19 protein-coding genes are annotated in these 19,698 nt (G+C 67.3%); 9 read left to right on the forward strand and 10 right to left on the reverse strand.

The window, feature by feature from the left end; all coding sequences use genetic code 11:
- The first annotated feature begins 54 nt into the window (after positions 1-54).
- The 3 genes from carB to sphst_RS03280 all read left to right on the forward strand — a co-directional run bounded on the left by carB (position 55) and on the right by sphst_RS03280 (position 4,593).
- On the forward strand, positions 55-3,387 hold the full coding sequence (carB, locus tag sphst_RS03270; protein WP_031394602.1) for a carbamoyl-phosphate synthase large subunit: 3,333 nt from the start codon (positions 55-57) through the stop codon (positions 3,385-3,387).
- A gap of 73 nt (positions 3,388-3,460) precedes the next feature.
- The gene (greA, locus tag sphst_RS03275) at positions 3,461-3,937 is read left to right on the forward strand and encodes a transcription elongation factor GreA (RefSeq protein WP_031394601.1); all 477 of its coding nucleotides are present in this window, start codon (positions 3,461-3,463) and stop codon (positions 3,935-3,937) included.
- Positions 3,938-3,942: 5 nt separating this feature from the next.
- The gene (locus sphst_RS03280) at positions 3,943-4,593 is read left to right on the forward strand and encodes a rhomboid family intramembrane serine protease (protein WP_056405546.1); all 651 of its coding nucleotides are present in this window, start codon (positions 3,943-3,945) and stop codon (positions 4,591-4,593) included.
- A gap of 313 nt (positions 4,594-4,906) precedes the next feature.
- Here sphst_RS03280 and sphst_RS03285 read toward each other — a convergent pair whose 3' ends face one another.
- The 5 genes from sphst_RS03285 to sphst_RS03305 all read right to left on the reverse strand — a co-directional run bounded on the left by sphst_RS03285 (position 4,907) and on the right by sphst_RS03305 (position 6,889).
- The gene (locus sphst_RS03285) at positions 4,907-5,137 is read right to left on the reverse strand and encodes a DUF4170 domain-containing protein (protein ID WP_031395167.1); all 231 of its coding nucleotides are present in this window, start codon (positions 5,135-5,137) and stop codon (positions 4,907-4,909) included.
- An 80-nt stretch (positions 5,138-5,217) separates the two neighbouring features.
- Positions 5,218-5,685: a hypothetical protein gene (locus sphst_RS03290; protein WP_042466851.1), complete on the reverse strand. Its 468-nt coding sequence runs from the start codon at positions 5,683-5,685 to the stop codon at positions 5,218-5,220.
- 67 nt (positions 5,686-5,752) lie between these two features.
- Positions 5,753-6,025 carry a hypothetical protein gene (locus sphst_RS03295; protein ID WP_052149343.1) on the reverse strand — a complete coding sequence of 91 codons (273 nt, stop codon included), beginning with the start codon at positions 6,023-6,025 and terminating at the stop codon, positions 5,753-5,755.
- Complete coding sequence (locus sphst_RS03300; RefSeq protein ID WP_234387280.1) at positions 6,022-6,375, reverse strand: phage holin family protein; 354 nt, start codon at positions 6,373-6,375, stop codon at positions 6,022-6,024. The genes sphst_RS03295 and sphst_RS03300 overlap by 4 nt, the downstream gene beginning before the upstream one ends.
- Positions 6,376-6,379: 4 nt before the next feature.
- Positions 6,380-6,889: a hypothetical protein gene (locus sphst_RS03305; protein ID WP_031393149.1), complete on the reverse strand. Its 510-nt coding sequence runs from the start codon at positions 6,887-6,889 to the stop codon at positions 6,380-6,382.
- A 153-nt stretch (positions 6,890-7,042) separates the two neighbouring features.
- On the opposite strand from sphst_RS03305, the gene eno reads away from it, so the two are divergent.
- Positions 7,043-8,323, forward strand: coding sequence for a phosphopyruvate hydratase (eno, locus tag sphst_RS03310; RefSeq protein ID WP_031393148.1), 1,281 nt, complete (start codon positions 7,043-7,045; stop codon positions 8,321-8,323).
- Between the two features lie 23 nt (positions 8,324-8,346).
- Positions 8,347-8,679, forward strand: coding sequence for an FtsB family cell division protein (locus sphst_RS03315; RefSeq protein ID WP_042466854.1), 333 nt, complete (start codon positions 8,347-8,349; stop codon positions 8,677-8,679).
- Between the two features lie 42 nt (positions 8,680-8,721).
- Here sphst_RS03315 and sphst_RS03320 read toward each other — a convergent pair whose 3' ends face one another.
- Positions 8,722-9,546 carry an alpha/beta fold hydrolase gene (locus sphst_RS03320; RefSeq protein WP_031393146.1) on the reverse strand — a complete coding sequence of 275 codons (825 nt, stop codon included), beginning with the start codon at positions 9,544-9,546 and terminating at the stop codon, positions 8,722-8,724.
- Between the two features lie 128 nt (positions 9,547-9,674).
- Here sphst_RS03320 and sphst_RS03325 point away from each other — a divergent pair, with 128 nt between their 5' ends.
- A complete protein-coding gene (locus sphst_RS03325) occupies positions 9,675-11,435 on the forward strand; it encodes a DUF885 domain-containing protein (RefSeq protein WP_107045140.1) in 1,761 nt (586 codons plus the stop codon).
- A 14-nt stretch (positions 11,436-11,449) separates the two neighbouring features.
- Here sphst_RS03325 and sphst_RS03330 read toward each other — a convergent pair whose 3' ends face one another.
- Positions 11,450-12,865, reverse strand: a complete 1,416-nt coding sequence (locus sphst_RS03330) for an MFS transporter (protein ID WP_107045141.1) — start codon at positions 12,863-12,865, stop codon at positions 11,450-11,452.
- A 147-nt stretch (positions 12,866-13,012) separates the two neighbouring features.
- On the opposite strand from sphst_RS03330, the gene sphst_RS03335 reads away from it, so the two are divergent.
- On the forward strand, positions 13,013-15,088 hold the full coding sequence (locus sphst_RS03335; RefSeq protein WP_107045177.1) for a prolyl oligopeptidase family serine peptidase: 2,076 nt from the start codon (positions 13,013-13,015) through the stop codon (positions 15,086-15,088).
- 163 nt (positions 15,089-15,251) lie between these two features.
- Here sphst_RS03335 and sphst_RS03340 read toward each other — a convergent pair whose 3' ends face one another.
- The 3 genes from sphst_RS03340 to sphst_RS03350 form a co-directional block, all read right to left on the reverse strand.
- Entirely contained in the window at positions 15,252-15,806 is a 555-nt protein-coding gene (locus sphst_RS03340) for a glycine zipper 2TM domain-containing protein (protein WP_107045142.1), read from the reverse strand.
- Positions 15,807-15,875: 69 nt separating this feature from the next.
- Positions 15,876-16,166: a hypothetical protein gene (locus sphst_RS03345; RefSeq protein WP_107045143.1), complete on the reverse strand. Its 291-nt coding sequence runs from the start codon at positions 16,164-16,166 to the stop codon at positions 15,876-15,878.
- A gap of 110 nt (positions 16,167-16,276) precedes the next feature.
- The gene (locus sphst_RS03350; protein WP_414712107.1) at positions 16,277-18,568 is read right to left on the reverse strand and encodes an ATP-dependent helicase; all 2,292 of its coding nucleotides are present in this window, start codon (positions 18,566-18,568) and stop codon (positions 16,277-16,279) included.
- A 101-nt stretch (positions 18,569-18,669) separates the two neighbouring features.
- Here sphst_RS03350 and sphst_RS03355 point away from each other — a divergent pair, with 101 nt between their 5' ends.
- Together sphst_RS03355 and sphst_RS03360 are read left to right on the forward strand one after the other, a co-directional pair.
- On the forward strand, positions 18,670-19,065 hold the full coding sequence (locus tag sphst_RS03355; protein ID WP_031396463.1) for a GFA family protein: 396 nt from the start codon (positions 18,670-18,672) through the stop codon (positions 19,063-19,065).
- A gap of 225 nt (positions 19,066-19,290) precedes the next feature.
- Positions 19,291-19,617, forward strand: coding sequence for a UrcA family protein (locus tag sphst_RS03360; protein ID WP_031396464.1), 327 nt, complete (start codon positions 19,291-19,293; stop codon positions 19,615-19,617).
- Positions 19,618-19,698: the final 81 nt, after the last annotated feature.

The following is a 19,698-nucleotide window of genomic DNA, read 5'->3' on the forward strand; positions in this document are numbered from 1 at the left end:
TTTGGCCGTAGCGATGACCACTGACCCGCTAATTTGCGAGAATGAAGAGAAATAATGCCAAAACGCACCGACATCTCCTCGATCCTCGTCATCGGCGCAGGACCCATCGTCATCGGCCAGGCGTGCGAGTTCGATTATTCGGGCACGCAGGCGATCAAGGCGTTGAAGGAGGAGGGTTACCGGATCGTCCTCGTCAATTCGAACCCCGCGACGATCATGACCGATCCCGAGCTGGCCGACGCGACCTATGTCGAGCCGATCACGCCCGCGATCGTCGCCAAGATCATCGAGAAGGAACGCCCGGACGCGATCTTGCCGACGATGGGCGGGCAGACCGCGCTCAACACCGCGCTCGCGCTGTTCCATGACGGTACGCTCGAGAAATTCGGCGTGACGATGATCGGCGCGGATGCCGATGCGATCGACATGGCCGAGGACCGGCTGAAGTTCCGCGACGCGATGGACCGGATCGGGCTGGAAAGCGCGCGCTCGGCGATCGCACATACTGTCGAGGAAGCGCTCGAAGGGCTTGAAAAGACGGGGCTTCCGTCGATCATCCGGCCGAGCTTCACGATGGGCGGATCGGGCGGCGGGATCGCGTATAACCGCGAGGAGTTCATCGCGATCGTCCGCAACGGGCTCGACCTGTCGCCGACCACCGAGGTGCTGATCGAGGAATCGCTGCTCGGCTGGAAAGAGTATGAGATGGAGGTGGTGCGCGACCGCAAGGACAACGCGATCATCATCTGCTCGATCGAGAATGTTGATCCGATGGGCGTCCATACCGGCGACTCGATCACGGTCGCGCCGGCGCTGACGCTGACCGACAAGGAATACCAGATCATGCGCAACGCATCGATCGCGGTACTGCGGGAAATCGGTGTCGAAACAGGCGGTTCGAACGTCCAGTTCGCAGTCAATCCGAAGGACGGCCGGCTCGTCGTCATCGAGATGAACCCGCGCGTGTCGCGCTCGTCGGCGCTGGCGTCGAAGGCAACGGGCTTCCCGATCGCCAAGGTCGCGGCCAAGCTAGCGGTCGGCTACACGCTCGACGAGATCGAAAACGACATCACCGGCGCGACGCCCGCGAGCTTCGAGCCGACGATCGACTATGTCGTCACCAAGATCCCGCGCTTCGCATTCGAGAAGTTCAAGGGTGCGTCGAGCACGCTCGGCACCGCGATGAAGTCGGTCGGCGAGGTGATGGCGATCGGCCGCAACATCCACGAATCGATGCAGAAGGCGTTGCGTGGGCTCGAGACCGGGCTGTCGGGCTTCAACCAGGTCGACCATCTGGTCGGCGCGCCGCGCGCGGAGATCGAGGCGGCGCTGGCCGTCGCGACCCCCGACCGGCTGCTGGTCGCCGCACAGGCGTTGCGCGAGGGCTTCACCGTCGCCGAGGTGCACGCGATCGCGAAGTATGATCCGTGGTTCCTTGAGCGGATCGCCGAGATCATCGCGGCCGAGGCCGAGGTGATGAAGGACGGGCTGCCGATCGACGCGCCGGGCATGCGGCGTCTCAAGAGCATGGGGTTCAGCGACAAAAGGCTCGCCTGGCTCGCGCTGCAATCCGCCAATCTGCGCGGCATGAACCGCGGGATCGCGCGCGGGTCGGGGCTGATCCACGAGGTCGTCAAGGCGATGACTGGTGGCGTGACCGAGGAGGAGGTGCGCCAGCATCGCCTGAAGCTCGGCGTGCGGCCGGTGTTCAAGCGGATCGATACCTGCGCGGCGGAATTCGACGCGAAGACGCCGTACATGTACTCGACCTACGAGGCGCCGAGCTTCGGCGAGCCCGAGAACGAGTCCGCGCCGACCGACCGGAAGAAGATCGTCATCCTCGGCGGCGGGCCGAACCGGATCGGGCAGGGGATCGAGTTCGATTATTGCTGCTGCCATGCGTGCTTCGCGCTGGCGGATGCGGGCTATGAGACGATCATGGTCAACTGCAACCCGGAGACCGTGTCGACCGATTACGACACCAGCGACCGGCTGTATTTCGAGCCGCTGACCGCCGAGGACGTGCTCGAGATCCTGCATGTAGAGGCGTCGAAGGGCGAGCTGGTCGGCGTGATCGTGCAATTCGGCGGGCAGACCCCGCTGAACCTCGCGCGCGCGCTGGAAGCGGCCGGGATCCCGATCCTGGGGACGACGCCCGACGCGATCGATCTGGCGGAGGACCGCGAGCGGTTCGCGGCGCTGATCACCAAGCTGGGGCTGTTGCAGCCTGCCAACGGGCTTGCACGCAGCCGTGACGAGGCGGTCGCTGCGGCCGAGCGGATCGGTTATCCGGTGCTGATGCGGCCGAGCTATGTGCTCGGCGGGCGGGCGATGGAGATCGTCGATACGCTGGGGCAGCTCGAGCATTACATCGCGACCGCGGTGCAGGTGTCGGGCGACTCGCCGGTGCTGATCGACCAGTATTTGCGCGATGCGATCGAGGTCGATGTCGACGCGATCTGCGACGGGACCGATGTCGTCGTCGCGGGCGTGCTGCAGCATATCGAGGAGGCGGGCGTCCATTCGGGCGACAGCGCCTGCTCGATCCCGCCTTATTCGCTGTCGGCGGAGATCGTCGCCGAGATCGAGCGGCAAACGGTCGCGCTCGCGCATGCGCTGTCGGTCGTGGGCCTCATGAACATCCAGTTCGCGGTCAAGGACGGGCTGGTCTACCTGATCGAGGTCAACCCGCGCGCATCGCGGACCGTGCCGTTCGTCGCCAAGGCGATCGGTGCGCCGATCGCCAAGATCGCCGCGCGCGTGATGGCGGGCGAGCAGCTGAAGGACCTGCCCAAGATCGACCGGCATATCGATTATTATGCGGTGAAGGAGGCGGTGTTCCCCTTCAACAAGTTCCCCGGCGTCGATCCCGTGCTGTCACCGGAAATGAAGTCGACCGGCGAAGTCATGGGAATCGATCCCGATTTCACGATCGCCTTCGCCAAGGCACAGCTGGGGGCGGGGACGATCCTGCCGACCAAGGGCAGCGTCTTCGTCAGCGTGAAGGACAGCGACAAGGCGATGATCGTCGAGGCGGTCAAGGCACTGGTCGACACCGGCTTCTCGATCGTCGCGACCGGGGGCACTGCGGAGCATCTCGCCCGCGCCGGCCTGCCGGTGGAGACGGTCAACAAGGTCGCGCAGGGACGGCCACATATCGTCGACCGGATCAAGGACGGCGACATCGCGCTGATCTTTAACACGACGGAGGGGTGGCAGAGCCTGAAGGACTCGCAGCCGATCCGCGCGTCCGCACTCGGCCAGCGGATTCCCTACTTCACGACCGCCCCCGCCTCGCTCGAGGCGGCCAAGGCGATCGCGAAGCTTTCGACGCACAGCCTTGAAGTACGGCCCTTGCAATCCTATTATTCGCAGTCGCACAACTGATCCCGACATGAGAGCGTGATGTGTGAGCGGGCCGCGTAACGGCTTGCGTTGGGTAATGAATTGGGGACGAGATATGGCGACCGTCGAAAAGATGCCAATGCTGCAAGAGGGCTATGAGACGCTGTCCGCGGATCTGAAGCGCCTCAAGGCCGAACGCCCGACGATCGTCGATGCGATCGAGGAAGCGCGGGCGCATGGCGACCTGTCGGAGAACGCCGAATATCACGCCGCCAAGGAGCGTCAGGGCCAGGTCGAGGCCTCGATCTCGGACATCGAGGACAAGCTGAGCCGCGCGCAGATCATCGACCCCAAGGAGCTTTCGGGCGACAAGGTCGTGTTCGGCGCGACCGTTACGCTGCTCGACGAGAACGACAAGCCGGTGAAGTACCAGATCGTCGGCCAGACTGAGGCGAACGCCAAGACCGGCCGGATCTCGTACAACTCGCCGCTGGGTCGCGGGCTGATCGGGCGCAAGCTCGACGAAGAGGTCGAGGTCACGGTGCCCGCCGGCGAGCGCTATTACGTCGTCTCCAAGATCGAGTTCATCTAGGCATCATGACATTTTTCGAGACGCGGGCGACGGCGATCATCACGATCGTGACGGTCGTGATCTCGGGGCTTTTGCTGGTGACCGGCGCGCTGCCCTATTGGGTGGTGAATGCGGGCTTCATCCCGCTTCGGCTGACCGAGCTCGGCATGGCGGGCGGTCACAACTTTGCGATCCCCGCCTGGGCGACGCCACTGACCGCGGCGCTGCTCCATGGCGGCTGGGCGCATCTCGCGCTCAACCTCGTCATGCTGGTCTATTGCGGACAGTTCGTCGAGCGGGCGATCGGCACCATGCAGATCGTCGTCCTCTACATCGTCGGCGCGTATTTCGCGGCCGCCGGGCAATGGGTGCTCGATCCCCGATCGATCGCACCGATGGTCGGCGCCAGCGGCGCGATCTCGGCGGTCGTGGGCGCCTATGCGCTGCTCTATGGTGAGCGACGCGCGCGCGCGATCGGACCGGTGCCCGCGGGGGTCGTACACGTGCTGTGGCTGGCCGCGGCGTGGATCGGCATCCAGCTGATGATGGGGGTCGCGGGGTTCGGCGCGTCGGTGGGGGCCAATGGGTCGATCGCGGTCGGCGCGCATATCGGCGGGTTTCTGGCGGGGCTGGTGCTCGCGCGGCCGTTGTTGTTGTGGCGGTACCGCACGGCCTGAGGGGCCGGGTGCTGGCGGTTTGCGTGTTGCAGTCGCCTCAAACGCTTCCGTCATCCTGACGAAAGTCAGGATCCAGAGCCACAAACGACACGCCCCGTAACCCTGGATCCTGACTTTCGTCAGGATGACGGGGGTGGGGACGAGCCGGCAGGCAGGTGACGCTGGATGGCGTTTGCGGCTCTGGGTCCTGACTTTCGTCGGGATGACGGATTGGGGATTGCCGTCCTAAGCCAGCCATAGGGCGTAGAGGCGGTGGGCGGTCGGGCACCGGGTGCCGACCGCGGTCCGGGCCGCCTCGTCGCCGTGCGGCGTGTTACGCCGTTGGGGTGGTGGTCAGGTTCGGCTCGAGCATGCGGTGGAGATGCACGACGACGAACTTCATCTCGGCATCGTCGACCGTGCGCTGCGCTGCAGCACGCCAGGCCTTTTCGGCGCTGGCATAGTCGGGGAACACACCGACGAATTCGATCTTGCTGAGGTCGTTGAAATCCAGGGTGCGCGGGTCGCTGACGCGGCCGCCGAATACGAGATGAAGCTTGCTCATGCGCTGCTGTCCTTGGAATGGGGGTTGCAGACGCCCTAGCGTGTTCGACCCGCGCTTTGAACCCTTTGCGGACCGGTCCTTTAGCCGGGGGTCTTTTGCGAAACGGCCTTCGCACCTGCGGTACCCGCGGTGGTCAGCGCCTTGACGATCCCCTCGACGAGACCCTTGGCCTGGCCACGGGCATTGTCCTTGGTAAGGCCGAGCTCGCCGAGCTCCGACTGGCCGGCCGCCTTGGCGGCGGCGGTGGCGGCGATCGCGGTCTCGCCGAGACGCTTGCCGAGCGGCGCGAGCAACGACTTCTCACGTGCCGAGCGCGGGATCAGCACACCCGCGAGCGCACCGACGACCAGGCCGCCGACGAGAATGCCGAGCGGGTTGGATTCGAGGCTGTTGACGGTACGACGTGCGGTTTCCTTCGACGCGTCGAGCGCCTCGGCGGCCTTGTCGCCGGCGTCGTGATAGACCTTTGCGGCGGTGTCGCGAACGGTGTCGAGACCCTCGCGCAGGCGATGTTCGGCGTTTTCGATCTTGGTGTGGGCGTCGGTCATGGGACGGTCCTTCTGATTTCCGGCGGCGCCATCGGGACGCGGCCGGGACAATATGGTTGGGGCGCGATCAGCGCCCGCGGCGAAACAGTCCGACGATACGGTGACGGGCGAGAAACAGGCCCGCCACAGCCGCGGCGCCCGCGGCGGGACCGGGGTTGCGGCGTACCGTCTCGACACTGGCATTGAGCGCGGCGGTGCCGACATCGGCAACGTCGCGGCTGGCGTTGAGCGCCAGCCGACGCGGATTGAGGCGGTCCTGCAACTGCCCGATCGTCATCATGACGCGCTGGCGGGCGAGGGCCGCTTCGATCTCTGCGGCGGCGACTTTGGCGGATGTCATGTGGCGGGCTCGCTTTCGGGCTTAAGCTTCGACTTGCCGACCATCGCGAGCGCGCCGGCAATCGCCAGCACGACAAGGACGACGATGGCCGTCGCCCATCCTGGCCCCACCAGCGTCGCCAGCGTCAAGATCGCACCGACCAGAAGTGCGATCAACGCGGCCAGCGCCAACACCCCGGCAATGGCGAAGAACATCGCCGCCGATTTGTACGCCGTCGCCGTCTCGCCGAACTTTGCCTTGTACACCGCAATTTCCGCGGTCGCGAGCGCGCGCGTCTCGCCGGCCAGACGGCCGACGACCGCGGTCAGGCTTTCCTCACCATCGAGCGCAAAGGGGATGGGATCCGCCAAGACCTCAGTCCTTCGGGTTTGCATCGATGCCCGACTGGACCAGTCGTGCCACGACGAAGCCGAGGGCCGCGGCCGCACCGACCGCAACGGCGGGCGACTTGCGGACCAGTGCGGTGACGTCGTCGACCAGTGCGTCGATGTCCTTGCTACGGACCTGCTCGGCGAAGCCCGAGACGCTGTCCGCGGCGCTGCGGGCATAGCCGCCATATTGCGCGCCGAGCTTGTCATCGACCTGCGCAGCGGCGTCGGTCAGCAACTGTGCGACCTGCTCGAGCGCGGTGCCGGCGCGGGCCTTGCCGTCCTCGGCGAACAGACGCGCCTTGTCGGCGGCCTGCTGGCCATATTTGCTCGCATTGTCCTTGATCACCTGCTTGGCCTCGGTCGCCTTGGTGCCGGTGGTGTCAGCGGCGTCGTCGAGCCGCGTGACGCCGCCCTTCAGCGGCTCTGCGATGGTGGCAGTGCCGGCGGCGGCGACATCGCCTGTGGTCATCGGCTGTGCGTCGGTATCGGCCATGGTCGTCCCTTTCGAAATGCTACGCCCTCAACACCGGTGCGCAGGCACGGTTCCCCTAGTCGGCCCGATTGCCCGATATGACGCGAGGCGGTAGAGGCAGCGCGAACGTCCCGGGCGATCGACCAGCTTGGGGATTTGTAGGAGCATCGTTACGTGACCGCAATCATCGACATTCACGCCCGCCAGATCCTCGATAGCCGGGGCAATCCGACGATCGAGGTCGACGTCCTGCTCGAGGATGGCAGCTTCGGCCGCGCCGCGGTGCCGTCGGGCGCCTCGACCGGTGCGCACGAGGCGGTCGAGAAGCGTGACGGCGACGCCACGCGCTGGGGCGGCAAGGGCGTCGACAGCGCGGTCGACGCGGTCAATGACGAGATCACCGACACGGTGCTGGGCATGGACGCGGAGGACCAGTCGGACCTCGACCGCGCGATGATCGAGCTCGACGGCACCGAGAACAAGGCGCGGCTGGGCGCGAACGCGATCCTGGGCGTCAGCCTGGCCGCGGCCAAGGCGGCCGCCGAAGCGCGCGGCCTGCCGCTGTACCGCTATGTCGGCGGCGTCCAGGCGCATCTGTTGCCGGTGCCGATGATGAACATCATCAATGGCGGCGAGCATGCCGACAACCCGATCGATTTCCAGGAATTCATGATCGTGCCGGTCGGCGCGTCGAACATCCTCGAGGCGGTGCGCTGCGGCTCGGAGATCTTCCACACGCTGAAGAAGGGCCTGAGCGCGAAGGGCCTGTCGACCAGCGTCGGCGACGAGGGCGGTTTCGCGCCGAACATCGGCAGCACGACCGAGGCGCTCGACTTCATCATGTCGAGCATCGAGAAGGCCGGCTACAAGCCCGGCGAGGACGTGATGCTCGCGCTCGATTGCGCCGCGACCGAGTTCTACAAGAACGGCAAGTACGACATTTCGGGCGAGGGGAAGATCCTCGAGAGCGCCGAGATGGCCGAGTATCTCGCCGACCTGACGCGCCGCTATCCGATCTTCTCGATCGAGGACGGCATGGGCGAGGACGACTGGGAGGGCTGGAAGACGCTCACCGACCTGATCGGCGACAAGGTCCAGCTGGTCGGCGACGATCTGTTCGTGACCAACCCGAAGCGGCTGAAGCGCGGGATCGAGGGCGGCTATGCCAATTCGCTGCTGGTGAAGGTCAACCAGATCGGCACGCTGACCGAGACGCTGGAAGCCGTGTCGATGGCACAGCGCGCCAAGTACACCGCGGTCATGTCGCATCGCTCGGGCGAGACCGAGGATTCGACGATCGCCGACCTCGCGGTCGCGACCAATTGCGGGCAGATCAAGACGGGCAGCCTTGCGCGGTCGGACCGGCTCGCCAAGTACAACCAGCTGATCCGGATCGAGGAAGAGCTGGGCGACGCGGCGCGCTATGCGGGTCGCGACATCCTGATCGGCGGCTGATAGGCTAAGACCCGGAGGACCCCATGGCGCGCACGACCAGCACGACGAAGAGCACCAAGTTGCGGCGGACGATGCGTAAGGCCGCCTGGCCTGCGCTGGGGCTGACGCTGATGGCGTTCTTCGGCGCCTATGCCGTGCTCGGGCCGAACGGGATGTTCGCGTATGGCGACTACAAGCGGCAGCTGGCGAAGCGGGAGCGCGACTATGCCGTGCTCGACCGCAAGCGCGAGGTGCTCAAGAACCGGGTGGCGCTGCTCAACCCGGACCATGCCAATCCGGACATGGTCGACGAGATGGTCCGCAAGGAGCTGAACGTCGCGCACCCGGACGAGGTGATCGTGCCGCTGGGGAACTGACTTACGATCCTCCCCCTTGCGGGGGAGGATTGGCAGGCGGGGTTACCGGCCGAGGAAGCGCAGCAGGTCCTGCGTGAAGCGGTCGCTTTCGGTGAGCGTGAGCCCGTGCGGGGCGCCGTCATATTCGACCAGCTGCGAGCCCGCGATGCCCGTCGCCGCGGCGCGGCCGGTGGCGTCGATCGGGACGGTCTTGTCGGCAGTGCCGTGGACGATCAGCGTCGGCACGCGGAACGCGGCGAGGTCGGCGCGGAAGTCGGTATGGCCGAACGATTCGGCGCAGGCGAGCGTCGGGCGCAGCCCCGCCTGCATCGCCAGACCCCAGACCCAGTCGACCATCTCGTCGCTGACCGGCGAGGTGATGAACCCGACGCCGAGGAACTGCTGCAGGAAGGTGCGGAAGAAGGCGGGGCGATCCTCCTTGATCCCGGCGCCGATGCTGGCGAGCGTCGCTTCGGGGACGCCGTGGGGATTGTCGTCGGTCTTGAGCATATAGGGCACGACCGAGGCGATCAGCCCGGCGGCGATCACGCCCTTGCCGTCGTGGCGGCTCATGTAGCGCGCGACCTCGCCGCCGCCCATCGAGAAGCCGACGAGCGTCGCATCCTCGGTCGCGCCGGTCGCGGCCATGACGTCGGCGAGATCGTCGGTCAGCGTGTCATAGTCATAGCCCGACCAGGGCTGGCCCGACCGTCCGAAGCCGCGGCGGTCATAGGCGATCGCGCGGAAGCCCGCCTCGGCCAGCGCCATCGCCTGCGCATCCCAGCTGTCGGCATTTAATGGCCAGCCATGCGTGAGGATGACGGGCCGCCCGCTGCCCCAGTCCTTGACGTAAATGTCTGTGCCGTCTCGGGTTTTAATGAAGGGCATGTCAATCTCCGGGGTTGTCGCCAAGGTCCTTACGTTAACGGTCCGGGCTATTGGCCGTTCCAACTCTGGCGTCCGCGCGATTCCGCTGGCAGCATTGCGGGCACGCTACGGCGTGAGGGGGGAGATCAATGCGGACGAGGTTCCCGGCGAGGACGGCGGCGCTGCTGCTGGCGCTGGGCAGCTGTACGCCGGACGATCCGCAGACGCGGGACCGCGTCGCCGCCACGCCCGTCACCGCCCCCGTCGCTGCGATCGCGCCCGATGCGTGGACTGCGTTTCGCGACCGGTTCGTCGCGACGTGGTTCGCGCTCGACCCGGCCTTTGCGGTCTATCAGGGGCGGCATGAGCATGATGGCGGGCTGCCCGACTGGAGCGCTGCGGGGCTGGGTCGGCAGGCGGCGTTCCTGCACCGGTCGATCGCGGCGGCGGGACGGTTCGAGGCGGCGGCGCTCAGCCCCGACCAGCGGTTCGAGCGCGACTATCTGGTGATGGTGGCGCGCGACAAGCTGTTCTGGCTCGAGGCGGCGGACGCGCCGCATCGCAACCCGGCCTGGTATGTCGCGGGCGGGCTCGACCCCAATGTCTATGTCGTGCGTGCCTATGCCGACCCGGTTCGGCGGATGCGCGCGCTGATCGCGCTGCTGCGCCGGATCCCGGCGGCGACGCTGCAGATCCGCGCGAACCTCGCGACGCCAATGCCGATCAGCCATATCGACTATGCCGCCAACGCGTTCCGCGGCTTTGCGTCCTATTACATGGACGATTCGGTCAAGGCGTTCGCCAGCATCGCGGACGAGGGGCTGCAGCGCGAACTCGCCGATGCGGCGATGACCGCGTCGGAGGCGATGCGCGACCTGGCGCTCTGGGTCGAGGCGCAGCGCCCGAGCGCGACGCGGTCGTTCGCGCTGGGACCCGCGCTGTTCGCGAAGATGCTGCGCGAGACCGAGGGGGTCGACACGCCGATCGGGACGCTCGAGGCGGCGGGGCGGGCCGATCTGGCGCGCAACCAGCGCGCGCTCGCCGCGGCCTGTGCCCGGTTCGCGTTCGGCCTGACGGTCCGCGACTGTCTGGCGCAGGTGAATGCGGACAAGCCGGTCGACGGACCGGTCGCCGAGGCGCGCCGCCAGATCCCGATGCTGCGCGCGTTCATCCTGCGGCGCGACCTGCTGACGCTGGCCGGCAACGAACAGGCGCTGGTCGAGGAGAGCCCGCCCTATAGCCGGCAGAATCTCGCCTATATCGATCCGCCGGGCCCGTTCGATCGCGGCGTGCCGTCGGTCTATTACATCTCGCCGCCCGATCCGCGCTGGACGCCAGCGGTGCGGGATGCGTTCGTGCCGGGCAAGGCGGACCTGCTCTTCACCTCGATCCACGAGGCGATGCCCGGGCATTTCGTCCATTTCCTCCACGCCAATCGCGTGCCGTCGCTGATCGGGCGGGTGTTCGTCGGCTATGGCTATGCCGAGGGCTGGGCGCATTATGCCGAGGAGATGATGTGGGAGGCGGGGCTGGGCGGCGGCCGCGCGGACATCCATATCGGCCAGCTGTCGAACGCGCTGCTGCGCGACTGCCGGTTCCTCGCCGCGATCGGGATGCATGCGCGCGGCATGAGCCAGGCGGAGGCGTTCACGCTGTTCGTCGACCAATGTTACCAGGACGAGGGCAATGCGCGGCAACAGGCGCTGCGCGGCACTTATGATCCGGCCTATCTCAACTACACGATGGGCAAGCTGATGATCCGCCGGCTGCGCGAGGACTGGACCGCGGGGCGGGGCGGGCGGCGGGCGTGGAAGGCGTTCCACGACCGGCTGCTGCGCTATGGCGGGCCACCGATCCCGCTGGTCCGGCAGGCGATGCTGGGCGAGCCGAGGCCGATCGCGGCGTTCTGAACGGGAGGCGGCGGCTAGCGCGCCTGCGCGGCCGGCTGGACGTCGCGGGTCTCGTCGATCGGCGGGTTGCGGATCGAGGGACGCAGACGCGACACGCTGCACAGGCCAGCGACCAGCGCCATGCCGGCTGCGACCAGCGGCGGCGTCGTGCCCGCGCCGACCCCGATCGCGAGCAGCGCGGCGACGACGGTGGCGCCGGTCGTCTGGCCGACCAGCCGGACCGTCGAGATCAGGCCCCCGGCGGCGGCGGCGCGCTCGCGCGGGGCCGAGCCGATGATCAGGCGCGCGTTCGGCGCCATGAACATCCCGAACCCCGAGCCGCACAGCGCCATCCGCCAGGCGATGGCGAAATAGCTCGGATCGGCGGGCATGAACGCGAGCAGCAGCAGCGCAGCGATCGAGACGGCCATGCCGATGCCGCCGAGCAGCCCGGCGGGATAGCGATCGGACAGCCATCCGGACAGCGGCGCCACGACCATGTTGGCGAGCGGCCATGGCGCGATCGCGGCGCCAACCTCGGCGGCGGAAAAGCCGTAAGCCTGGGTCAGCCGGAACGGCGTCGACAGCAGCAGCGTCATCTGCGCGATGAACGCGGTATAGGCGCCGATCGCGGACAGCGCGAGGACGGGGCGGGCGAGCAGGTCGATCGGCAGGATCGGCTTGGTCTCGCCGCGCTCGCGACGCACGAAGATCCAGCCGATCGCCACCCCGGTCAGCACGATCGCCGCCGAGACGACGGGGCTGTCGCCGTGCACCGCGGTCTCCGACCCGCCGATGACGAGCCCGATCATCGCCGCGCACATGACCGCGCCGAGCACGTCGAACGGTTCGCTCCGCGGCCCGGGATCGGGCAGGGCGCGCCCGAGGATCAGGCTGAGGATCGCGAACGGCACCGCGCTGGCAAAGACCCAGGGCCAGGGTGCGACCGCGAGGACCAGCCCGCCCAGCGTCGGCGCGAGTGCCGCCGAACTCGATACCACCACCGAATTGATGCCGAGCCCGCGGCCGAGCTGCTGCGACGGGTAGATCGAGCGGATCAGCGCGGACGATACGCTGAGCGCGGCCGCCGCGCCGAGCGCCTGTGCGGCGCGGACGACCAGCAGGAAGGGCAGGCTCTTGGCAAAGAAGCAGAGCAGGGTCGCGACGGTGAAGACGAGCTGGCCATATTGATACATGCGCTTCAGCCCGATCCGGTCGCCGAGCCCCGAAAAGGGAAGCAGCGCCATCGCCAGGATCAGCTGATAGACGGTGACGACGGTCACCACCGCACTGCTGTCGACGCCCAGATCGCGTGCGATCGTCGGCAGCGCGACATTGGCGACGCCGCCGTCGATGATGGTCAGCGCGGTGCCCGCCGAGATGGCGGCGATCGCGAGGAAGCGGCGGGGCTTGGGAAGGCCATCCAGGGCCGTTGTCTGGTCGGACTGCATTGCAGACCGCGATAGACACCGTCATGAATGACGCCAAGCTATTCGGGGAAATGGACGATGCGGGTTCTTACGGCTGCGCTTGCGGCGACGATATTGACGGGCGGCGCCGGCCTTGCGGCGGGCAGTGCGCTCGCCCAAGTCGCACCGATGACGAACACAAAACCTGCCCCGACCCCAACCTCAACCCCGGCCGCGGACACCGCCGCCGACCCCTATATCTGGCTCGAGGACAAGGATGGCGCCAAGCCGCTCGCCTGGGTCGAGGCGGAGAATGCCAAGACGCTTCCCCGGTTGCAGAACGATCCGCGCTACAAGAGCTTCTATGCCGAGGCGCTGGCGATCGCGGCGGCGAAGGACCGGATCCCGATGCCCGACCAGCGCTTCGGCCGGATCTACAATTTCTGGCGCGATGCCGAGCATCCGCAGGGCATCTGGCGGTGGACGAGCGAGGCGGGCTACGCGCAGGCCAATCCTGCCTGGACGACCGCGCTCGATCTCGACGCGCTGAGCAAGGCCGAGGGCAAGAAATGGGTGTGGAAGGGCGCGTCCTGCCTCCAGCCCGACGAGCGGCTGTGCCTCGTCTCGCTGTCCGAGGGCGGCGAGGATGCGGTGTCCTACCGCGAATTCGATCTGCAGACCGGGCAGTTCGTCGCGAACGGTTTTGCGCTGTCGACGTCGAAGCAGGGCGCGAGCTGGGTCGACAAGGACACGCTGTTGGTCGCGCGCGACTGGGGCGCGGGGTCGATGACCGCGTCGGGCTATCCGTTCGTCGTCAAGGAGGTGAAGCGCGGCCAGCCGCTGAGCGCCGCGCGCGAGATCTTCCGCGGCGAGGCGTCGGACCAGCTCGGCACCTATGCCAGCGTGATGACCGACGGGCAGGGCAACCGCGTGACGATGATCCAGCGGCGCCCGGCCTTTTTCGGCGGCGAGAAGCATGTCGTCACGCCGGCCGGGCTCGTGAAGCTCGACGTTCCCGACCGCGTCTTTCCCTCAGGCATGGTCGACGGGCAGGTGATCTTCTCGACCAGCGAGGCGTGGGGGCGGATCCCCGCCGGCGCGATCGCCTCGGCGCCGCTCGCCGAGGTGCGTAAGGGCCGGTTCACGCCGACCCTGGTCTTCGCGCCGACCGATCGCCAGTCGGTCGACGGCGTGTCGGTGACGCGCGATCACGTGGTCGCCAGCGTCTATGACAATGTCCGCGGGCGGGCGATGGTGTTCACGCATGGCAAGGGGGGCTGGACGTCGCGCGCGGTCGCGCTGCCCGACAATGCCTCGGTCGACGTCGCCAGCACGACCGATCGCAGCAATGCGACGTTCGTGCAGGTGACGGGGTTCCTCGCGCCGACGACCTTGTGGACGCTCGATGCCGGGCCTGGCGGCGTGCCCAAGCAGATCAAGGCGCTCCCTGCGAAGTTCGACGCGTCGCGCGACGTCGTCGAGCAGTTCGAGGCGGTGTCGACCGACGGGACGAAGATCCCCTATTTCATCGTCCACCGGAAGGACGTGCCGCTCGACGGGACGACGCCGACGATCATGACCGCCTATGGCGGGTTCGAATCGTCGATGACGCCCTATTATTCGGGGGTGATGGGCAAGCTGTGGCTCGAGCGCGGGGGCAGCTTCGTGCTCGCCAATATCCGTGGTGGTGGCGAATTCGGGCCGAAATGGCATGATGCCGGGCGCAAGACCAAGCGGCAGATCATCTATGACGATTTCGCCGCGGTCGGGCAGGACCTGATCGCGCGCAAGCTGACCAGCCCGGCGACGCTCGGCATCTATGGCGGGTCGAATGGCGGGCTGCTGATGGGGGTCGAATTCAACCAGCATCCCGATCTGTGGAAGGCGGTGACGATCCAGGTGCCGCTGCTCGACATGATCCGCTACGAACAGATCGCCGCGGGTGCGTCATGGGTCGATGAATATGGGTCGGTGAAGATCCCCGCCGAGAAGGCGTTTCTCGAGACGATTTCGCCCTATCAGAACATCAAGCGCGGCGGGGCTTACCCCGAGCCCTATATCTGGACGACGACCAAGGACGACCGGGTCGGGCCGCAGCATGCGCGCAAGTTCGCCGCGCGGCTGAAGGAATATGGCCTGCCGTATCTGTTCTACGAGGATACCGCGGGCGGGCATTCTGGCGACGCGGACATCGAGCAGGGGGCGCGGATGCAGGCGCTGCAGATGACGTATTTCGCGCAGAAGCTGATGGGGCCGGCGAAGTAGGGGAATCCAAGGACCCGTCATCCTGGACTTGATCCAGGATCCAGAGCCGGAGGCGGTGTCGCTCGTGGCTCTGGATCCTGACTTTCGTCAGGATGACGGGGGGTTCGGGGGAGGGGGGCGCGAACGGCGGCGGGCGTGATGGACGCCCGGTCGCCGCACGCGATCAGCGGCAGCGGATCTGGCTGTTGTTCTGCTCGACCGCGCGCCCGGCGAGGCCACCCGCGGCGGCGCCCAGCAGCGAGCCGACGATCCGCGAGCGGCCGCCGTCGATCACGTTGCCGAGGATGCCGCCACCTGCCGCGCCGATGATCAGCCCGGTCGTGCCGTCGTTGCGCTTGCAGTAATAGCGGCCGTCCTGCCCCGCATAGACGCGGTCGTTGGCGGACAGGGTGCGCTCATGATAATTGGGGCCGACGCGATAGTCGCGGGCCGGGTCGTAATTGCCCTCGTCGCGCTCGTCGGGATAGCCGCCCTCATACCGGTCGGGTGCCTGGCGATAGCCGCCCTGCGGCGCCGGCGGAACATAGCTGCCGCCACGATTGCCGCGCAGCGACTGGTGGCGATCGAATTCCTCGCGGAAGATCTGCAACTCGCTGTCGAGGCGCGCCTGGGCGGCGGCGAAACGGGCGTTGTCGGCACTGGTCTGCGCGACGGCGGGGGCGGCGGCGGACAGGCAAGTCGCGGCGATCATCGTCGCGAGGCCGAGAGAGCGCTTCATGATCGAAATCCTTTCACGGTAGGGTGTCCCGGTAACGGGTGGCGACATCGCGCCGCCACCCGCCTTTCGTCAACGACAGATCTGGACGCGACGATGGTTGCGCCATTCGGTGCGGCAACGGCGATTGTTGTTCCAGTTGCGACGATCATTGTCGCGGCCACGGAAGCGGCGGCCGTCGTGGCGGCCGCGATGGTCGTTGCGGCGATAGTCGCGACGATCGGCACGGTGGTCGCCGCGGTGATCGTTGTCGCGATACTGCTGGCTATGGCCCCGATCGCGCTGGGCTTCGGCGGGCGCGGCCACGCCGAGGCCGAGCGTGGCGAAGGCGAGCCCGGCGGCGATGAGATTCGTAAACTTCATGGGGTGTCCTCTTGCCCGAGATCGGGCTGGAAGGACGATACGATCCTGGTTCGGCATCGTTCCTGAACGGGGTTGTCGGCTCCCGTACAGGTTGGCGCCGACCGGTCGTCCTACGGTGCGATCGTGACGAAGCTGTCCATGACGCGTTTGCGGCCGGCCTGTTCGAAGTCGATCTCGAGCTTGTTGCCCTCGATCTCGGCGATGCTGCCATAGCCGAACTTCTGGTGGAACACGCGCTGGCCGAGGGAAAGATCGTCGCGGCCCTTGTTGCCGAGGCTGATCGCGCTGGACCGGCTTTCGACGACGCGGGCGGGCTTGGTCGAGAAGCCGCCGCCGGGTGTGGCCGCGCGCTGCCAGCCGGGGCCGCGGCCGGTGCCGCGTGCGACGTCGGCGAACGGGTCGGCGCGGTCGGACCAGTTCGCCTGCCACAGGCTCGCGCCGCCCGACATCGTCGTCTCGGTGTCGGTATGCTCGTCGGGCAATTCGGCGACGAAACGCGAGGGGATGGACGAATTCCACTGGCCGTAGATGCGGCGGTTGGCGGCGTGGAGGATGACGGCCAGGCGACGCGCGCGCGTGATCGCGACATAGGCGAGGCGGCGTTCCTCCTCGAGACTCTTGACGCCGCCCTCGTCGAGCGAGCGCTGCGAGGGGAACAGCCCTTCCTCCCAGCCGACGCAGAAGACGGTGTCGTATTCGAGGCCCTTGGCGGCGTGGATGGTCATGATCGTGACCTGCGGATCCTGAGCGCCGCCCTCATTGTCCATGACCAGCGAGACATGTTCGAGGAACGCGCCGAGCGAGTCATATTCTTCCATCGCGCGGACGAGCTCGCTCAGATTCTCGAGCCGGCCGGTCGCCTCGACCGATTTCTCGGCCTGGTACATCGCGGTATAGCCGCTCTCGTCGAGCAATTGGCGGGCGAGTTCGGCGTGGGGCAGGCTGGTCGCCATGTCGCGCCAGCGCGCGATGTCGCCGACGAGGCGGCCGAGCGACTTCTTTGCAGCCCCGGTCAGCTCGTCGGTGTCGAGGATGCGGGCGGCGGCGGTGGTCAGCGGGGTGCCGGTGGCGCGCGCGAGCTGGTGGATGCGCGCGACCGCCTTGTCGCCGAGCCCGCGCTTGGGGACGTTGACGATGCGTTCGAAGGCGAGATCGTCCGCGGGCTGGTTGACGACGCGGAGATAGGCGAGCGCGTCGCGGATCTCGGCGCGTTCGTAGAAGCGGAAGCCGCCGACGATCTTGTACGGCATGCCGATCGCGATGAAGCGGTCCTCGAACTCGCGCGTCTGGTGCTGCGCACGGACGAGGATCGCGACCTCGTCGAGGCTCTTGCCCGTGCGACGGACGCTCTCGATCTCCTCACCGACGCGGCGCGCTTCCTCGGGGCCGTCCCAGACGCCGATGACCTTGACCTTCTCGCCGACGTCGAGCTCGGTCCAGAGCTGCTTGCCGAGGCGGCCGCCATTGTTGGCGATCACGCCGCTCGCGGCGCCGAGGATGTGCGGCGTGCTGCGGTAATTCTGTTCGAGACGGATGACCTTCGCGCCCGGAAAATCGCGTTCGAACTTCAGGATGTTCTCGACCTGCGCGCCGCGCCACGAATAGATCGACTGGTCGTCGTCGCCGACGCAGGCAATGTTCTTGCGCTCCTGCGCGAGCAGCCGCAGCCAGAGATATTGCGACGAGTTGGTGTCCTGATACTCGTCGACCATGATGTATTTGAAGCGCTGCTGATACTGCGCCAGCACGTCGCGGTGCGTCTTCAGGATGACGAGCATGTGGAGCAGCAGGTCGCCGAAATCGCAGGCGTTGAGCGCGCGCAGCCGGGTCTGATATTGCTCGTACAGCTCGCCGCCGCGGCCGTTGGCGTAGCGCTCGCTCTCGCCCGCATCGATATCGGCGGGGACGAGGCCCTTGTTCTTCCACTGGTCGATCAGCCCGGCGAGGCTGCGCGTCGGGAAGCGCTTCTCGTCGATATCAGCGGCGAGGATGAGCTGTTTCAGCAACCGCAGCTGGTCGTCGGTATCGAGGATCGTGAAGTTGGACTGCAGCCCGACGAGTTCGGCATGGCGGCGCAGCATCTTTGCGGCGATCGCGTGGAAGGTGCCGAGCCACGGCATCCCCTCGACCGCGTCGCCGACCAGACGCCCGACGCGCTCGCGCATCTCGCGCGCGGCCTTGTTGGTGAAAGTGACGCTGAGGATCTCCGACGGCCACGCCTTCTTGGTGAAGATCAGGTGCGCAAGTCGCGCGGTCAGCGCCGCGGTCTTGCCGGTGCCCGCGCCCGCGATGATCAGGACGGGGCCGTCGGTGGTCAGCACCGCCTCGCGCTGGGGATCGTTGAGGCCGCGGAGATAGGGCGGCTGGCGGTTTGCGTCGGACGGATGGGCGATCTGGTTCACCGGTGAACAGGTAGGGAACGGGGCGCGATCGGGCAAGCGGCTAAGGCTTGCACGGCGCAGCGATGTGTGGAACAAATCGAGAATATCAACAGGAGGCGTGCATGTTGTCGGGACGATGCCACTGCGGAGCGATCCACTATGTCGCGACGGGCGAGGCGGCGCATCATGCGCTGTGCCACTGTAAGGATTGCCGCCGAAGCGCAGGCGCGCCGATGGTCGGCTGGATCGCGTTCAGGACCGAGCAGGTGATGATTTCGGGCGATCCGGTGACCTATGCGTCGTCCGAGCACGGGCGGCGGCAGTTTTGCGGGACGTGCGGGACCGGACTGTTCTACACCAACCCGGTCGCGCTGCCGGGGATCATCGACATCCAGTCGTGCACGCTCGACGATCCCGAGTCGGTCGCACCGGGCGCGCAAATCCAGGTCGCGGAGCGGCTGGCGTGGATGGCGGACCTGGCGAGCCTGCCCGAATTCGCACGCTATCCGGGGATGTGAACGCGCGTTCGGTCGCCACCGAGGTGCGGGGTGATCGAAATCGCGGGGCGACCGACGAACCGTCGCCAAACCGTCGCGGGCGCGTAACGATCCGGGCGTAGGGCGTGCGCAGCGACGAGGGTCTTCGTCGGAGAGGCCGCGCAGAGACGCTCCTCCCGACGGTCGGGCTTAGTCGCGCGCAGGCCGGTGTGCCTGCGGACCGCAGGACCAGCAAAGGACGTCATCATGAAGATCCTCCACAGCGTCGCTTCGGCGGCGATCGCTTCCGCGTGCCTTTTTGCGACCGGCGCTGCCGCCGATCCGGTGCGCGACCCCGTCACGATCCGTGTCTCGCATGCCGGGCTCGACCTGGCCAGCGACGCCGGGCGGCGTGTGCTTGCGCGTCGCGTGCAGTCGGCGGTCAACCGGACCTGCGCCCCGCGGACCGGCGGGCTGAATGCCTTTGCCGAGTCGCGCCGGTGCCGCGCGGAAATGATGCAGGACGCAACGGTGCAGACCGCCGCCTTGCTGACGCGCAACGGGACGCAGCTGGCAAGCCTCGCGGGGCGGTGACGGGGTAGCGTCTTCGCGCTCGATCCGATGCGCGATTGAAGGAGGACCGCTCTGTCAAAGGCGCGGCGGTCCTCCCCCCCC

Source organism: Sphingomonas sp. STIS6.2 (assembly GCF_000732685.2).
In the GTDB taxonomy this organism is placed as follows: domain Bacteria; phylum Pseudomonadota; class Alphaproteobacteria; order Sphingomonadales; family Sphingomonadaceae; genus Sphingomonas; species Sphingomonas aerolata.

Excerpts from the sequence above, each read along its gene's own strand:
- carB (WP_031394602.1), top strand. The coding sequence starts at position 55 with ATGCCAAAACGCACCGACATCTCCTCGATCCTCGTCATCGGCGCAGGA.
- greA (WP_031394601.1), top strand. The coding sequence starts at position 3,461 with ATGGCGACCGTCGAAAAGATGCCAATGCTGCAAGAGGGCTATGAGACG.
- sphst_RS03280 (WP_056405546.1), top strand. The coding sequence starts at position 3,943 with ATGACATTTTTCGAGACGCGGGCGACGGCGATCATCACGATCGTGACG.
- sphst_RS03285 (WP_031395167.1), bottom strand. The coding sequence starts at position 5,137 with ATGAGCAAGCTTCATCTCGTATTCGGCGGCCGCGTCAGCGACCCGCGC.
- sphst_RS03290 (WP_042466851.1), bottom strand. The coding sequence starts at position 5,685 with ATGACCGACGCCCACACCAAGATCGAAAACGCCGAACATCGCCTGCGC.
- sphst_RS03295 (WP_052149343.1), bottom strand. The coding sequence starts at position 6,025 with ATGACATCCGCCAAAGTCGCCGCCGCAGAGATCGAAGCGGCCCTCGCC.
- sphst_RS03305 (WP_031393149.1), bottom strand. The coding sequence starts at position 6,889 with ATGGCCGATACCGACGCACAGCCGATGACCACAGGCGATGTCGCCGCC.
- sphst_RS03315 (WP_042466854.1), top strand. The coding sequence starts at position 8,347 with ATGGCGCGCACGACCAGCACGACGAAGAGCACCAAGTTGCGGCGGACG.
- sphst_RS03320 (WP_031393146.1), bottom strand. The coding sequence starts at position 9,546 with ATGCCCTTCATTAAAACCCGAGACGGCACAGACATTTACGTCAAGGAC.
- sphst_RS03325 (WP_107045140.1), top strand. The coding sequence starts at position 9,675 with ATGCGGACGAGGTTCCCGGCGAGGACGGCGGCGCTGCTGCTGGCGCTG.
- sphst_RS03330 (WP_107045141.1), bottom strand. The coding sequence starts at position 12,865 with ATGCAGTCCGACCAGACAACGGCCCTGGATGGCCTTCCCAAGCCCCGC.
- sphst_RS03335 (WP_107045177.1), top strand. The coding sequence starts at position 13,013 with ATGACGAACACAAAACCTGCCCCGACCCCAACCTCAACCCCGGCCGCG.
- sphst_RS03340 (WP_107045142.1), bottom strand. The coding sequence starts at position 15,806 with ATGAAGCGCTCTCTCGGCCTCGCGACGATGATCGCCGCGACTTGCCTG.
- sphst_RS03345 (WP_107045143.1), bottom strand. The coding sequence starts at position 16,166 with ATGAAGTTTACGAATCTCATCGCCGCCGGGCTCGCCTTCGCCACGCTC.
- sphst_RS03355 (WP_031396463.1), top strand. The coding sequence starts at position 18,670 with ATGTTGTCGGGACGATGCCACTGCGGAGCGATCCACTATGTCGCGACG.
- sphst_RS03360 (WP_031396464.1), top strand. The coding sequence starts at position 19,291 with ATGAAGATCCTCCACAGCGTCGCTTCGGCGGCGATCGCTTCCGCGTGC.